This is a genomic window from Pseudomonas sediminis (assembly GCF_002741105.1).
Classification (GTDB): Bacteria; Pseudomonadota; Gammaproteobacteria; order Pseudomonadales; family Pseudomonadaceae; genus Aquipseudomonas; species Aquipseudomonas sediminis.
On record NZ_NIQU01000001.1, the window covers coordinates 460,814 to 476,121 of the forward strand.

A 15,308-nucleotide genomic window follows, 5' to 3' on the forward strand; every position below is an offset into this window, starting at 1 on the left:
GCCACCATGAACTCCGTCGCCAATCACAACGTCGTCCATGAGTCCGAGGCCCAGCGCCAGCATGCCCGTGTCAAGCTGCCAGGACGCTTGCGCTTTACCAATGCCAAGGGCGAACGCATCGACGCACGCCTGCAGGATGTCTCTGCCGGCGGCTTCAGCTTCACCAACGAGAAGACCACGCACAAGGTCGGTGATTTTCATCGCGGCCAGTTGCAGTTCCAGCTCGACAGCCTGGTGCTGGGGCTGGACGTGGAATTCCAGGTCAATGCCGTGCAGTCCGAGCAAAACCGCGTTGGCTGCCAGTTCCACAACATCGGTGCGCGTGAAGCTGCAGCCCTGCGCCATCTGATCAGCGCGCACCTGGCCGGTGAGCTGGTCAATGTCGGTGAGGTGCTGCACATCCTGCAGCGCGACAACTTCACCAAGGCACGCAAGAGTGGCGCAGCCGGAGGCATGGGCATGTTCGGCCGCCTGCGCGCCGTGACTTTCAGCGGTGCGATCTTCCTCGTCGGCCTGGCCGCCTTCGGTTACATCGGCAAGTCGATCTACGGCCTGTACTTCGTCACCCACGCGCAATCGGCGCAGATCAGCCTGCCGGCGCTGCAGGTGACCATGCCACGCGAGGGCAGCGTGCAGAGCCTGGCGCAGCCCGATGGCATCGTCGAGAAAGGCGCACCGATCGCCACCTTCACCACCAGCATGCTGGAAATGCTCAAGGGCCACCTGGGCGACGATCAGCTCGAGCCGAGCCAGATCGAAGCGCTGTTCGCCCGCGAGATGCAGGGCACCCTGACCAGCCCGTGCAACTGCAAGATCTCCCGCCAACTGGTGGCCGACGGTCAGTTCGCCAGCAAGGGCGACGTTATCTTCGAACTGGTGCCGCAGGATGGCGTGGCAACCGTCGCCGCCAGCTTCCCTTATCGCCACCTGGAGCAGGCTCGTCCCGGCACCCCGGTGACCTTCAAGGTGGCCGGCGAAGACCAGTCGCGTCGCGGCGAGATCGTCAGCAGCGCACTGCATGACGGCGGCCTGAGCTCGGACATCCGCGTGGTGATCAAGCCGCAGGACACCCTGCCGGCCAGCCTCGCCGGTCAGCCGGTGGATGTGGTGATCGACCGTGGCCCGTCGCTGGGCTGGCTGGTCGACCGCGCTGTCGCGGCAGGTCGATAGGGTCTGTTGACGTTTAATCGCGGCCGCGCCGGAGCCAGTTTTTGCGCGGAGCAAGGCATGAGGAGAGAAGTTTGGTTATTCCAAATGAACGACGAATAACACAGCGCCGCGCAAAAACTGGCCCGGCCCTTACGGGTTGCGCGGCAAATGTCGCCAGGCTGCGTTGCGGAGCTTGGCAAGGGGACGACCATTACCGGCGCTCCACGCCTTGCCTGGCGACATTTGGCGCAGCAACGCGACTCGCGATGAAACATCAACAGACCCTACGGAGATCGCCGTGAGCATGCCCCTTCTTCGCCCTGCCCTGCTCGGCCTCGCCGTCAGCGCCACGCTGGCCGGTTGCGCCGGTCTGCCGGATGAGCGCCTGGCGCGCGAAGCCCTGCAGAGCGGCGACCAGCAGACGGCCGAATGGCATTTCCGCCAGCTCGCCGAAATGGGCTACAGCGACGCGCAGATCGGCCTGGCCGACATCTACGCCGCCAATGGCCAGACCCAGGATCTGGATGAGGCCGAGCGTATCTACCGTCAGGCCCTCGACGGCTCACCGCGCGCCAAGGCGCGCCTCGGCAAGCTGCTGGCGCGCAAGCCCGGCAGCAGCCTGGCCGAGCGCCAGGAGGCCGCCGAGCTGCTGGAGAGCGCAGCGCAGGCTCACGAGCCCAGTGCGCTGCTGCCGCTGACCGAACTCTACCTGTTCTACCCACAGGACTTCCCCGCCATGAACCTTGCGCAACGTATCCAAGACTGGCGCCAGCAGGGTCTGCCCCAGGCAGAACTGGCGCAGATTCTTCTGTACCGCACCGATGGCACCTACGATCAGCACCTGGGCGAGATCGAGCGTATCTGCCAGGCACGCCTGGCCAGCAACGACGCCTGCTACGCCGAGCTGGCCACCGTGTACCAGAAGCAGAACCGCGAAGACGACCGTCAGGCGCTGATCGAGCAACTGCTGGCGGGTTATCGCGCCGGCACTGTTTCGCCCAACCAGGTCGACTCCGTGGCCCAGGTACTCAGCGACCCTGAGCTCGGCCAGCCGCAACCCCAGCTCGCCCAGGACCTGCTCGAAGCCATCGCGCCGGACTATCCCGCCGCCTGGGTCAGCCTCGCGCGTCTGCTCTACGACTATCCGGGCCAGGGCGATACCGAAACCCTGCTTGGTTATCTGGACAAGGGCCGTGCCGCAGCCCTGCCGCGCGCCGAGCTGCTGCTCGGACGCCTGTACTACGAAGGCAAGCTACTGCCGCAGGAGCCGAAGAAAGCCGAAGAACACCTGCGCAAGGCCGCGCCCAGCGAACCCAGCGCCAATTACTACCTGGGGCAGATCTACCTGCGCGGCTACCTCGGCGAGGTCTACGCCCAGCAGGCGCTCGACCACCTGCTCAGCGCTGCCCGCGCCGGCCAGCTCAGCGCCGACTTCGTCCTCGCGCAGATGTTCAGCCAGGGCCGTGGGGTCAAGCCCAACCCGGTCAACGCCTACGTATTCAGTCAACTGGCCCTGCCGCGCAACACGCCGCCGACCTTCGAGCTGGCGCATGAAGTGGCCGAGAGCCTGACCCCGGCACAACTGGCCGAGGGCCAACGCCTGCTGCGCGAGGAGCGTGATGCCCGCGGCATCGTCCTGCAGCAGCAGGCCGCCCTGCAGGTCAGCCAGCCATGAACAAGGATGCACGCATGCAGTTGAACAAAATCGTCAGCCAGCTGGGTCTGAGCGCCAGTCTGCTGGCCGCGAGCGCTGCCTGGGCGGCGGATGCGCCGAAGAATTTCGGCCTGGATGTGAAGATCACCGCGCAATCGGAAGACGACCGCGACCTCGGCACCCGTGAGGGTGGCGACGTCAACGGTCTCGGCCTCGACCTGCGCCCCTGGGTCTACGGCGAACGTGGCGACTGGAGCGCCTTCGCCATGGGCCAGGCGGTTACCGCCACCGACACCATCGAAACCGACCCGCTGCAGGACGACGGCGAAGGCAGCGAACAACGCAGCGACGCACGCCAGCCGGACAAGAGCTACCTGGCCATGCGCGAGTTCTGGGTCGACTACGCCGGCCTCACCGCCTACCCCGGCGAGCACCTGCGCGTCGGTCGTCAGCGCCTGCGCAGTGACGAAGGCACCTGGTGGGACACCAACATCGAAGCGGTCAACTGGCGCTTCGACACCACCCTGCTGCAAGCCACGGTCGGCGTTGCCGAGCGCTTCTCCGACTACCGCACCGATCTCGACGACCTGGCGCCCGAAGACGAAGATCGCCAGCACTTCTTCGCCGGCCTCGACTACCAGTGGACGCCCGGCCACCGCATCGGCGCCAAGCTGCACCACAGCCGCGACGACGGCCGTCTGGCCAATCCTGGCGAGCGTGTCGACGAACTGAGCAAGCGCTACACCGGCGACCTGACCTGGTTCGGCCTGCATGCCGACGGTGGCTTCTTCGAGCGCAATTCGCGCAATCGCCTCAACTACTGGGCGCAGCTGACCTGGCTGCAGGGCGATACCGAGCAGTTGCAGCAGGAAGTGGTCGGCAACGACCGCATCGCCACCGGCTCGCGTAGCCAGGATGTCGACGCCTGGGCGATGGACCTTGGCCTGCGCTACAGCCTCGACGACAACTGGAAGATCGGCGCCGCCTATGCCCGTGGCAGCGGTGGCGGCGATGAAGGCAAGTCGCGCCAGTTCATGCAGACCGGCCTGCACAGCAACCGCGCCAACTTCACCGGCGTCGAATCGCGCCTGCACCGTTACGGCGAGGCCTTCCGCGGTGAACTGTCGAACCTGCAGGTGGCCAGTGCGTTCAGCTCCTGGCAGTTGGGCGAGGACTACGACGCCAGCGTCGTCTATCACCGTTTCTGGCGTGTCGATGGCGATCAGGACGTCGGCGACAGCGGCATCACCGCACCGCTGGTAGCGGGCGAGAAAGACATCGGCCAGGAAGTCGACCTGGTGCTGACCCGCTACTTCAAGCAGGGCCTGCTGCCGGCTACCGTCGCCGAACAACTGGATGATCGCTCGGCCCTGGTACGCCTGCGCGCCGGCGTGTTCCTGCCGGGCGACGCCTACGGCAGCGGCACCGATTCGGTGATGCACCGCGCCTTCGTCGACTTCATCTGGCGCTTCTGAGGGATCGGACCATGCAACCCAACGGCTTAGCCCTACCCCTGCTGCTCGGCGCGCTGTGCCTCACCGCGCCCCTGGCCCAGGCCAACCCGACACAGCACCAGTTCGACTACCGCGTGCGCAGCGCCCCGGCGGACGAACTGCATATGGAAGCGCCCAAACTGCCGGACCTGTCCGGCTACACCAAGGAGGCCGTGCTGGCCAAGATTCCGCGTGAACAACGCGGTCAGGTGGTGGTGCGGCGCATGCTGCGCCAGGACGCGCTGAAGGATTTCACCGGTGGCAACGAGCGCCTGCGCGAGTGGATCAAACGCCAGCAGGGCATGCCCCAGGCGATCTTCATCGAGGGTGGCCTGGTCACCGCTCAGGATCTGGCCAAGGCGCTGCCTGACAGCCAGTTCGCCGAGCAGGAGCCGGGCGTGTACATCGCTCGCCTGCCCATCGTCGTCGCCGAGGGCGCGACGCTGCACGTGGGCAAGGAAACCCGCGAGCTGCGCCTGTCGCAGGAGCGCGGTTCGTTCCTGGTCAACGATGGCCAGATGTTCCTCACCGACACCCGCGTCACCGCCTGGCGCGAGGCCGACAACGGCCCGGCGACCATGCGCGACAACGGCAAGGAGTTCCGCCCGTTTCTGGTGTCCTGGGGCGGCAGCGAGCTGTATATCGCCAGCAGCGTGCTGACCAGCCTGGGCTACGACAATTCCAAGTCCTACGGCGTGTCGATCACCCAGTACACACCGAGCATGCACGAGCGCCTGCAACGTGAAGAGCCGACCGGCTGGCTGATCGATTCCGAGTTCGTCGATCACTGGTACGGCTTCTACTGCTACGAAGCGCAGAACGTGGTGATCAAGGGCAACACCTACCGCGACAACATCATCTACGGCATCGACCCGCACGACCGCTCGCACGGTCTGATCATCGCTGAGAACACCGTGTTCGGTACCAAGAAGAAGCACGGCATCATCATCTCGCGCGAGGTCAACGACAGCTGGATCATCAATAACGAGAGCTACGACAACAAGCTCTCCGGCATCGTTATCGACCGTAGCAGCGAGCACAACCTGATCGCTTACAACCGCGTGCACGGCAACCATGCCGACGGCATCACCCTGTACGAAAGCGGCGACAACCTGCTGTGGGGCAACCAGGTGCTGCGCAACCAGCGCCATGGCATCCGCATCCGCAACAGCGAGAACATTCGCCTGTACGACAACCTCTCGGCGATGAACCAACTGACCGGCGTGTACGGCCACATCAAGGACCTGTCCGACACCGACCGCGACCTGGACCTCGACCCGTTCGATACCAAGATCTCGATGATCATCGTCGGCGGCACCCTGGCCGGCAACGGCTCCAGCCCGATCAACATCGACTCGCCGCTATCGGTCGAGCTGTACCGCGTGAAGATGCTTGCCCCGCGCAAGAGCAGCGGCATCCAGCTCGCCGGCATCCTCGGCGAAAAACAGGACGAAATCCTCGACCTCATGGTGCGCCAGCGCCTACCCGTGCTGATCGATCCGATCGAGCCCGAGAAACTGACCAATTGATGAGGCCAACGATGATCCCATCACCCTTCAAATCCCTTTCCCTGGCCGTGGCCTGTGCCCTGGCCAGCACCGCACTGCAGGCGCAAGAGCGCCAGGCGCCGCAGTATCAGGTCGAAGACTGCTGCTCGCTGTGCCCGGCTGCGCACGACGCCAGCCGCTACACCACCAACTACATGAAGAACTTCGTCACCCTGCTCGATGCCGAGGAAGGCTGGCTGTTTCGAAGCGTCGAAGACCTGCGCACCGAATTCGGCACCAGTGAAGTCGGCTACCAGCGCCTCAAGGAGCTGCGTGACGGCCTCAAACAACGCGGCGTGGAGCTGGTGGTGGTCTACCAACCGACCCGCGGCCTGGTCAATCGCAACAAGCTGTCGCCCGCCGACTACCAGCGCTTCGACTACGACAAGGCGCTGCGCAACTACCGCCAGGCGCTGAGCCGCTTCGAACAGCTGGGTATCTGGGTGCCGGACCTGACGCCGCTGACCGACGAAGACAGCGACAAAGAGTTCTACTTCCGCCGCGACCAGCACTGGACGCCCTACGGCGCCGAGCGCACCGCACGCCTGGTGGCAGAGACGGTCAAGCGCATCCCCGGTTTCGAAGATATTCCGCAGAAGGAATTCGTCACCGAACGCATCGGCCTGATGGGCAAGACCGGCACCATGCAGAACGTCGCCAGCCAGCTGTGCGGCACCGGCTACGCGGTGCAATACGTCGATCAGTTCATCACCGAACCGAAGGACGCCAGCGATGGCGACGCGCTGTTCGGCGACGAGAGCAGCCCGAAGATCACCCTGGTCGGCACCAGCCACAGCGGCAAGAACTACAACTTCGGCGGTTTTCTCGAAGAGTACCTGGGCACCGACGTGCTCAACGCTGCCTTCCCAGGCGGCGGCCTGGAAGGCGCGATGCTCGAGTATCTGGCCAGCGATGCCTTCCAGAACGACCCACCGCAGGTTCTGATCTGGGAGTTCTCGCCGCTCTACGACCTGGCTTCCGACCGTATCCACCGCCAGCTGATGGCCAGCCTGAGCAACGGCTGCAGCGGCCAGACCGAGGTGCTCGCCAGCGAGAAGCGCCTGCATCCGGGCAGCAACGAAATCCTCGTCAATGGCGAGAACAAGCTGCTGACCCTGGCCGGCAATCGCCACCAGCTCGACCTGCGCTTCAGCGACCCTGCGGTCAAGCGCGTCGACGCCACCATCTGGTACCTCAACGGCCGCCGCGAACAGCTCAAGCTGGAGAAACCCAACACCGTCGATACCGACGGGCGTTTCACCGTCGAGTTGCGCGACGAGCCGGGCTGGGGTGAACAGAACTTCTTCGCCCTGGAAATCCAGAAGCCCGAAGACAGCGCCGACGACCTGAAAGTCCAGGCCAGCCTGTGCCAGCGCCCGAGCGGCACTAGCCAGCAAGTCGCGCGGCACGACTGAGGAGGCCACCATGCCCATACGACTCGCTCCCTTGACCCTGATGGCCGTGCTGCTCAGCGGCCCGGCCTTTGCCGAACTGCAACCGCCCGCGGGCTACTACGCCGCCGTCGGCCAGCGCGACGGCAAGGCGCCCGCCTGCCCGGCGGTGCCGCAGCCGTATACCGGAGAGCTGCAGTTCACCAGCAAGTACGAGGGCTCCGACAAGGCGCGCGCCACGCTCAACCGCCAGGCGGAGAAGAACTTCCGCAAGCAGACCGAGGGCATCGTCCGCCTGGAGAAGGAAGGCGGGCGGATGATCACCAGCTACATGCGCACCGGTCAGCCGGAGCGCCTGGAATGCGCCATCGAATGGCTCGACCAGTGGGCCAGTGCCGATGCGCTGGAGTCCGAGCAGTTCAACCACACCGGCAAGTCGATGCGCAAATGGGCGCTCGGCAGCCTGGCCGGCGCCTGGCTGCGCCTGAAGTTTTCCGAGTCGCAGCCACTGGCCGCCTACCCGCAGCAAAGCGCACGCATCGAGGCCTGGTTCACCCGCCTGGCCGAACACACGGTACGCGAGTGGAGCGACCTGCCGCTGCGCAAGATCAACAACCACAGCTACTGGGCCGCCTGGTCGGTGATGGCGGTGGCGGTCATCGATGATCGCCGCGACCTGTTCGACTGGTCCGTCAGTCAATTCCGCATCGCCGCCAATCAGGTCGATGACGAAGGCTACCTGGCCAACGAGATGCGCCGTAGCCAGCGCGCCCTGGCCTACCACAACTACGCCCTGCCGCCGCTGGCGATGATCGCCGCGTTCGCCGAGGCCAATGCAGTCGACCTGCGCGGCGAGAACCATGGCGCCCTGCAGCGCCTGGCCGAACGCGTACTGCAAGGTGCGCGCGACCCGGCTGCGTTCGCCCAGCGCACCGGCTCCAAGCAGGACATGAGCGAGCTGCGCAAGGACTTCAAGTACGCCTGGCTGGCGCCTTACTGCAGCCTCTACGCCTGCAGTGAAGAGACCCGCGAACTGAACCAGGAGATGGGGCCGTTCAACAGCTTCCGCCTCGGTGGCGAGGTGACCCAGGTGTTCGAAAAACCGTAGGAGCCGGCTTGCCGGCGATGCCTTTAAAAGCTGATCGCTGGCAAGCCAGCTCCTACCGGACGTAACAAAACAAACCCTCCGCTCGCGGGGGGAAAGGGGGGCGCTGCCCCGGCTGTTCACGGAGAAGCACGGATGGTCTTTTCATCCAACGTCTTTTTGTTCCTGTTTCTGCCGATCTTTCTCGGCCTGTACTACCTGTGCCCGAATCGCGGGCGCAACCTGCTGATCCTGATTGGCAGCTACGCCTTCTATGCGTGGTGGCGGGTGGATTTCCTCCTGCTGTTCGCTGCGGTAACGCTGTGGAACTACATCTTCGGCCTGCGCATCCAGGCGCATGCCGGCACAGAGGCGGCGCGCCGCTGGGTGGTAGCGGGTGTAGTCGGCAACCTGGCCACGCTGGGCTACTTCAAGTACGCCAACTTCGGTGTGGCCAATATCAACGCCGTGCTCGAATCGATGGGGATGGAACCCTTCGTCCTCACTGCGGTGATCCTGCCGATCGGTATCTCCTTCTACATCTTCCAGTCGATCAGCTACCTGATTGACGTGTACCGCCGCGATACCGAGCCAACGCGCAACCTGATCAACTTCGCGGCCTTCATTGCCCTGTTCCCGCAACTGATCGCCGGCCCCGTGCTGCGCTACAAGGACCTGGCCGACCAGTTCACCGACCGCAGCCACAGCCTCGACAAGTTCAGTGAAGGCGCCACGCGCTTCATGCAGGGCTTCGTCAAGAAGGTATTCATCGCCGACAGCCTGGCACCGCTGGTGGACCACTGCTTCGCCCTGGAAAACCCCAGCACCGGCGATGCCTGGCTGGGCATGATCGCCTACACCGCGCAGCTTTACTTCGACTTCTCCGGCTATAGCGACATGGCCATCGGCCTGGGCCTGATGATGGGTTTCCGCTTCATGGAGAACTTCAACCAGCCCTATATCAGCCAGTCGATCACCGAGTTCTGGCGGCGCTGGCACATCAGCCTGTCCACCTGGCTGCGTGACTACCTGTACGTACCGCTGGGCGGTAACCGTCATGGCACGTTCAACACCTATCGCAACCTGTTCCTGACCATGCTGCTGGGCGGCTTCTGGCACGGCGCCAACTGGACCTTCCTGATCTGGGGCGCCTGGCACGGCATGTGGCTGGCCATCGAACGCGCCCTCGGCGTGAAAGCCGCACCGATTGTGTTCAACCCGCTGAAATGGGCCTTCACCCTGCTGCTGGTAATGCTCGGCTGGGTGATCTTCCGCGCCGAGAATCTGGAGGTGGCCGGGCGCATGTATGCCGCGCTGCTGCCCTTCGGTGACTGGCAATTGAGCGAGCTGACCCTGGCGCGCATCACCGGGCTGCAGATGGTCACGCTGGTGCTGGCCTGGGTAGTGATCGCCGTCAACGGCGCCCGCCAGTTCCTCGCCAGCCGCAACCATGAGCCGGGCCTGACCCTGGCCAGCGCCGGCATCGCCCTGCAAGCCGTCGACCTGCGCCTGGTGGCCATGCGCGGCGCCCTGCTGCTGTTGTTCTGCGTCTCGCTGCTCAAGCTCTCGGCGCAGAGCTACTCCCCCTTCCTGTACTTCCAGTTCTGAGCGGAGGCCGACAATGAATCGCCCCATCAAGACCCTGTATGTCACGCTGTTCGCCCTGCTGCTGTTGCCGGCCAGCCTGCTCGCCCTGACCAAGCTCGCCGACTACCACATGCCAGCGCAACCGAGTGTGCTCGACGGCGGCCTGGCCAAGAGCTTCGAGCGTCACTACGACGAGAACTTCCCGCTCAAGCAGGCCGGCATCAACCTCTGGGCCGCCGTGGAATACCTGGCATTCGGCGAGGGCCGCAGTGGCCTGGTGATCGGCGAAGACGGCTGGCTGTACTCGGACGAAGAGTTCGATCCAGTGGTCGACGGTCAGCGTCAGCTGCGCGACAACCTGGCGCTGATCCGTGGTGTACAGCGTCAGCTCGAGGAACGCGATATCCAACTGATTCTGGCCATCGTCCCGGCCAAGACGCGTCTGTACCCGGAGCACACCGGTAGCCATCGCCCCAGCGCTCTGCAGCGCAGCCTGTACCCGCGTTTTCACCGCGCGGTGCGCAACGCCGGGATCGCCGCACCGGATCTGCTCGCACCGCTGCAGGTAGCCAAAGCCGACGCCCCGGTGTTCCTGCGTACCGACACCCACTGGACCCCGGAAGGCGCCGACGTCACTGCCAAGGCGCTGAGCGACGTGGTGCACAGCGCCATGCAACTGCGTGGCGAGCCACAGCAGTTCGTCACCGAAACCGTGGAAACCCGCACGCACGAAGGCGACCTGACTCGCTTTCTGCCGCTGGCACCGCTGTTCGAAAACCTGATGCCGCAGGCCGACCGCTTGCAGCAGCGTGAGACCCAAGCCGCCGAAAGCAGTAGCGACGACCTGTTCGGCGACAGCGACCTGCCGGTGACGCTGGTCGGCACCAGCTACAGCGCCAACCCGGCCTGGAACTTCGCAGGCGCCCTGCGTGAGCACCTGCAGCGCGACCTGGCCAACCACGCCGAGGAAGGCGGCGGCCCGCTGGTACCGATGCTCAAGTACCTGCAAAGCGACGAGCTCGAGGACCACCCGCCACAGCTGGTGATCTGGGAATTCCCCGAGCGTTATTTGCCGATGGCCAGCGATTTCACCGATTTCGACCCGCAATGGCTCGCCGCACTCAAAGACGGCGGCGAGCGCCAGGGGCTGGCTGCTGCCAGTCACTGATTCATCCCCCAAGGAGGACTATCCGATGACAACTCAAACCACCCTACGCCGCTTCACCCTGGGCGCCTGCGCCCTGGCCCTCGGTCTCGGCATGTTCCAGGCACAGGCCGATGACGGCGCTCTCTATGGACCCAAAGCGCCCAAGGGCTCGGCCTTCGTCCGCGCCTACAACGCCAGCAGCGCCGAACTCGATGTCAGCGTCGGCCAGACCCAGCTCAAGCAGATCTCGCCGCTGGGCTCCAGCGACTTCAAGTTCCTTCCGGCCGGCAGCTATCAGGCCCAGGTCGGTAACGCGCAGATGGCGGTGGATCTGCAGGCCGCGCGTTACTACACCCTGGTCAGCCAGACCGGCGCCGAGCCGCGCCTGGTCGAGGAGCCGCCCTTCACCAGCCGCCAGAAAGCGCTGCTGCGTGTCCAGAACCTGACTGACAGCACCCTCAGCCTGAAGACTGCCGACGGCAAGACCGCCGTGGTCGCCGACGTCAAACCCGACGGCCGTGGCGACCGCGAGATCAACCCGGTGAAGGTTGGCCTGGCGCTGTTCGACGGCGAGCGCAAGGTCGCCGACCTGAAACCGGTCACCCTCGGGCGCGGCGAAGTCGTCAGCCTGTTCGTCACTGGCGGTCAGGGCAAGTTGTCGCCGGTATGGGTCAAGCGCCCCATCGACGGTTAAGGCAGTGCGTTTCTAGAACAAGGAAAACGGCGGGTACACGTCGCACCGACACGACACGGGCAAACCACTTGATCAATCGCTCAGGAGAGACACAACCATGACCCCCATCATCCTTTCCGGTGGCAGCGGCTCGCGACTCTGGCCTCTTTCGCGCAAGCTCTATCCCAAGCAGTTCCTCGCCCTGACCGGTGAGCAGACGTTGTTCCAGCAGACCCTGCAGCGCCTTTCCATCGAGGGCATGCAGCCGCCCGTGCTGGTGGCCAATCAGGAGCACCGTTTCATCGTGCTCGAGCAGCTGGAGCAGATCGACCTGCAGGCGCAAATGCTCCTGCTCGAACCCTTCGGCCGCAACACGGCACCGGCTGTGGCCATGGCGGCCCTGCAACTGATCGCCGAAGGCCGTGACGAGCTGATGCTGGTGCTGCCGGCCGACCATGTGCTGGACGATCAGCAAGCCTTCCGCCAGGCCCTGGCGCTGGCAACCGTGGCCGCCGAAAAAGGCGAGATGGTGCTGTTCGGCGTGCCGGCCGACCGACCGGAGACCGGCTACGGCTACATCCGCGGCCAGGCTGACGGCAGCCTGCCCGACGGCGTGGCGCGTGTCGCCAGCTTCGTCGAGAAACCCGATGCCCAGCGCGCCACCGAGTACGTGAAGAGCGGCGATTACTACTGGAACAGCGGCATGTTCCTGTTCCGCGCCAGCCGCTTCCTCGAAGAGCTCAAGCACCACGACGTGGACATCTACGACACCTGCCTGCTGGCACTGGAACGCAGCCAACGCGACGGCACGCAGGTCGCCATCGACCCGGCTACCTTCGCCTGCTGCCCGGACAACTCCATCGACTACGCGGTGATGGAGAAGACCAGCCGCGCCTGCGTGGTACCGCTGGCCGCCGGCTGGAACGATGTCGGCAGCTGGTCGTCGATCTGGGAAGTACACGACAAGGACGACGCCGGTAACGTGACCAAGGGCGACGTGGTGATCGAGGACAGCCGCAACTGCCTGATCCATGGCAATGGCAAGCTGGTCTCAGTGCTCGGCCTGGACGACATCGTCGTGGTGGAAACCAAGGACGCCATGATGGTGGCGCACAAGGACCGCGTGCAGGACGTCAAGAAACTGGTTGGCAAGCTCGACGAGCAGGGTCGCTGCGAGACTCAGAACCACTGCGAGGTCTACCGCCCTTGGGGCTCGTACGACTCGGTGGACATGGGAGGCCGCTTCCAGGTCAAGCACATTACCGTCAAACCGGGCGCGCAGCTCTCCTTGCAGATGCACCACCACCGTGCCGAGCACTGGATCGTGGTGTCCGGTACCGCCAAGGTGACCTGCGACGATAAAGAGTTCCTGCTCACCGAGAACCAGTCCACCTACATCCCGATGACCTCGGTACACCGCCTCTCCAACCCGGGCAAGATCCCGCTGGAGATCATCGAAGTGCAATCCGGCACCTACCTCGGTGAGGACGATATCGAGCGCCTGGAAGATGTGTACGGTCGCAGCGATGCGGTAGCCGTCGGCGCCGCACACTGAGCTGTTCGTAGCCCGGATGCAATCCAGGTCGATATCGGCCCCGGATTGCATCCGGGCTACACCCTTGTTCATCCGCGGCATACGCAGTGAGCTCCCCTCTCCCATTCATGGGAGAGGGGTTGGGGGAGAGGGCAGAAGACACCCACGTCACTCGTGGCTATCTCTTCCCCGTCCCCTTTCCCTCACTGTCACACCCTGCGACAGCCCACGCGGTTACCCTGACAAAGCACCTTGTGTAGGATGAACGCAGACTTCGCAAAAAGGCTGCCCTCATGCTGTTCGGTGTCGTACTCGTCATCACCTGGCTGATCCTGCTGATTCGCTACCCGACCAAGGCCCTGCCGGTGTCCATGGCCGCACTGGTCGGTCTCGGCCTGGTGGCGACCTGGGTGCTCTGGCAGGAAAGTCAGGACGAGCGTTACCTCGCCCATCTCGAGCTGCGCCTGAGCTACGACCCGCAGCGCTGCCCCGCCGATCGCCCGCTGGCCATCGACCTGAAGAACGGCAGCGATGCCGCCCTGCTGGAGCTGCGCTGGGAAGTCGCCGCCTACCGCCCAGGCAACGCCACCAACCTGGCCCAGCGCCTTTACGAGTCGCCACGCTACAGCGGCCCCGGCGAGCTGCTGCCGGACGCCAGCTGGAACGACTGCATGCCCCTGCCCGACCTGCGTAGCGGCTATCGCCCGGCTACGCTGGAGTTTCGCGCCGAGCGCCTGCAAGGCAAGTTCATTCGCTAAGTAGGGTGCGCCGTGCGCACCAATGATTCGGCACAATGGTGCGCACAGCGCACCCTACCCAAGGAAACCCGCGCATGCCTCAACCCAGCGTTCTCATCACTGGTTGCTCCAGCGGCATCGGTCGCGCCCTGGCCGACGCCTTCAAGGCGGCTGGCTATGCGGTATGGGCCACGGCACGCAAGGACGGTGACCTTGCGGCGCTCGAGCAGGCGGGGTTCCACGCAGTGCAACTCGACGTCAACGATGGCAGCGCGCTGCAGCAGCTAGCCACACGCCTGAGCGAGGAGATCGGCGGCCTCGATGTGCTGATCAACAACGCTGGCTATGGCGCCATGGGCCCGCTGCTCGACGGCGGCGTGGAAGCCATGCAGCGACAGTTCGAAACCAACGTGTTCTCAATCGTTGGCGTGACCCGCGCGTTCTTCCCGCTGCTGCGCCGTAACCGGGGCCTGGTGGTCAATATCGGCAGCGTGTCGTCGGTGCTGGTAACGCCTTTCGCTGGCGCCTACTGCGCCTCCAAGGCAGCGGTGCATGCCTTGAGCGACGCCCTGCGCATGGAGCTGGCGCCCTTCTCCATCGAGGTGATGGAAGTGCAGCCAGGCGCCATCGCCTCCAGTTTCGGCGCCAATGCCAGCCAGCAGGCCGAGGCGCTGATCCGCGGGGATTCGCCCTGGTGGCCGCTACGCGACGGCATCCGCGCCCGCGCCAAGGCCTCGCAGGACAACCCGACCCCGGCCAACGACTTTGCCACGCAACTGCTGGCCGCGGTGCAGCGCGACACACGCCCGCGCCTGCTGCGCCTGGGCAACGGCAGTCGCGCCCTGCCGCTGCTTGCCACACTGTTGCCCAAGGCGCTGCTGGAACGGGTTCTGCGCAAACGCTTCGGCCTGGCGCAGCAGCTGTGAGCCAGAGCCTGCCCGTGCGCTACTACGCCGTTGCGGGGGTGATCGCCGCCGTGCTGCTGAACCTGCTGCTGCGCACCTTCGTGCGCCTCGGCGGCGTGTTCACCACCCTGCTGATCGCCGCCGCCATCGCCGCCAGTCTGGCGCTGGTATTTCACTGGCGAACCGGGCGCGCACCGAGCAACGCCGAGCGCTGGCGCATCACCTTGCTCTATGGCGGCGTGCTCGGGCTGCTCTATCTGGGCCTGCTGGGCATGATGTACCTGCAGGACACGCCCAGCCCCATGGGCCTGTTTCTGTTCAGCCTGCACTACCTCTGCTATCCAGTGCTGGCCTGGCTGGCGTTTTCGCCACGTTATGGCCGCTGATTCCGCCAGGAAACCATCTGC

The 15,308-nt window shown here is 65.0% G+C and carries 13 protein-coding genes; all 13 read left to right on the forward strand.

The window, feature by feature from the left end:
• Positions 1-6: 6 nt before the first annotated feature.
• The 13 genes from CDO35_RS02285 to CDO35_RS02345 all read left to right on the forward strand — a co-directional run bounded on the left by CDO35_RS02285 (position 7) and on the right by CDO35_RS02345 (position 15,287).
• Complete coding sequence (locus CDO35_RS02285; RefSeq protein ID WP_099522382.1) at positions 7-1,170, forward strand: alginate biosynthesis protein Alg44; 1,164 nt, start codon at positions 7-9, stop codon at positions 1,168-1,170.
• 277 nt (positions 1,171-1,447) lie between these two features.
• Positions 1,448-2,824: an alginate biosynthesis TPR repeat lipoprotein AlgK gene (gene algK / locus CDO35_RS02290; RefSeq protein ID WP_099522383.1), complete on the forward strand. Its 1,377-nt coding sequence runs from the start codon at positions 1,448-1,450 to the stop codon at positions 2,822-2,824.
• A 14-nt stretch (positions 2,825-2,838) separates the two neighbouring features.
• Positions 2,839-4,278 carry an alginate export family protein gene (locus CDO35_RS02295; protein WP_099522384.1) on the forward strand — a complete coding sequence of 480 codons (1,440 nt, stop codon included), beginning with the start codon at positions 2,839-2,841 and terminating at the stop codon, positions 4,276-4,278.
• Between the two features lie 11 nt (positions 4,279-4,289).
• Complete coding sequence (gene algG, locus CDO35_RS02300) at positions 4,290-5,825, forward strand: mannuronan 5-epimerase AlgG (protein WP_099522385.1); 1,536 nt, start codon at positions 4,290-4,292, stop codon at positions 5,823-5,825.
• A gap of 11 nt (positions 5,826-5,836) precedes the next feature.
• Complete coding sequence (locus CDO35_RS02305; RefSeq protein WP_099522386.1) at positions 5,837-7,258, forward strand: alginate O-acetyltransferase; 1,422 nt, start codon at positions 5,837-5,839, stop codon at positions 7,256-7,258.
• Positions 7,259-7,268: 10 nt separating this feature from the next.
• Complete coding sequence (locus tag CDO35_RS02310; RefSeq protein ID WP_099522387.1) at positions 7,269-8,342, forward strand: mannuronate-specific alginate lyase; 1,074 nt, start codon at positions 7,269-7,271, stop codon at positions 8,340-8,342.
• A gap of 132 nt (positions 8,343-8,474) precedes the next feature.
• A complete protein-coding gene (locus CDO35_RS02315) occupies positions 8,475-9,926 on the forward strand; it encodes an MBOAT family O-acyltransferase (RefSeq protein ID WP_099522388.1) in 1,452 nt (483 codons plus the stop codon).
• Between the two features lie 13 nt (positions 9,927-9,939).
• The gene (locus tag CDO35_RS02320) at positions 9,940-11,073 is read left to right on the forward strand and encodes an alginate O-acetyltransferase (RefSeq protein ID WP_099522389.1); all 1,134 of its coding nucleotides are present in this window, start codon (positions 9,940-9,942) and stop codon (positions 11,071-11,073) included.
• Between the two features lie 25 nt (positions 11,074-11,098).
• Entirely contained in the window at positions 11,099-11,746 is a 648-nt protein-coding gene (locus tag CDO35_RS02325) for an alginate O-acetyltransferase AlgF (protein WP_099522390.1), read from the forward strand.
• Positions 11,747-11,843: 97 nt separating this feature from the next.
• The gene (locus CDO35_RS02330) at positions 11,844-13,280 is read left to right on the forward strand and encodes a mannose-1-phosphate guanylyltransferase/mannose-6-phosphate isomerase (protein ID WP_099522391.1); all 1,437 of its coding nucleotides are present in this window, start codon (positions 11,844-11,846) and stop codon (positions 13,278-13,280) included.
• 272 nt (positions 13,281-13,552) lie between these two features.
• Complete coding sequence (locus tag CDO35_RS02335; protein ID WP_099522392.1) at positions 13,553-14,017, forward strand: multidrug transporter; 465 nt, start codon at positions 13,553-13,555, stop codon at positions 14,015-14,017.
• Between the two features lie 74 nt (positions 14,018-14,091).
• The gene (locus CDO35_RS02340; RefSeq protein WP_099522393.1) at positions 14,092-14,922 is read left to right on the forward strand and encodes an SDR family oxidoreductase; all 831 of its coding nucleotides are present in this window, start codon (positions 14,092-14,094) and stop codon (positions 14,920-14,922) included.
• A complete protein-coding gene (locus tag CDO35_RS02345; RefSeq protein ID WP_099522394.1) occupies positions 14,919-15,287 on the forward strand; it encodes a hypothetical protein in 369 nt (122 codons plus the stop codon). The genes CDO35_RS02340 and CDO35_RS02345 overlap by 4 nt, the downstream gene beginning before the upstream one ends.
• Positions 15,288-15,308: the final 21 nt, after the last annotated feature.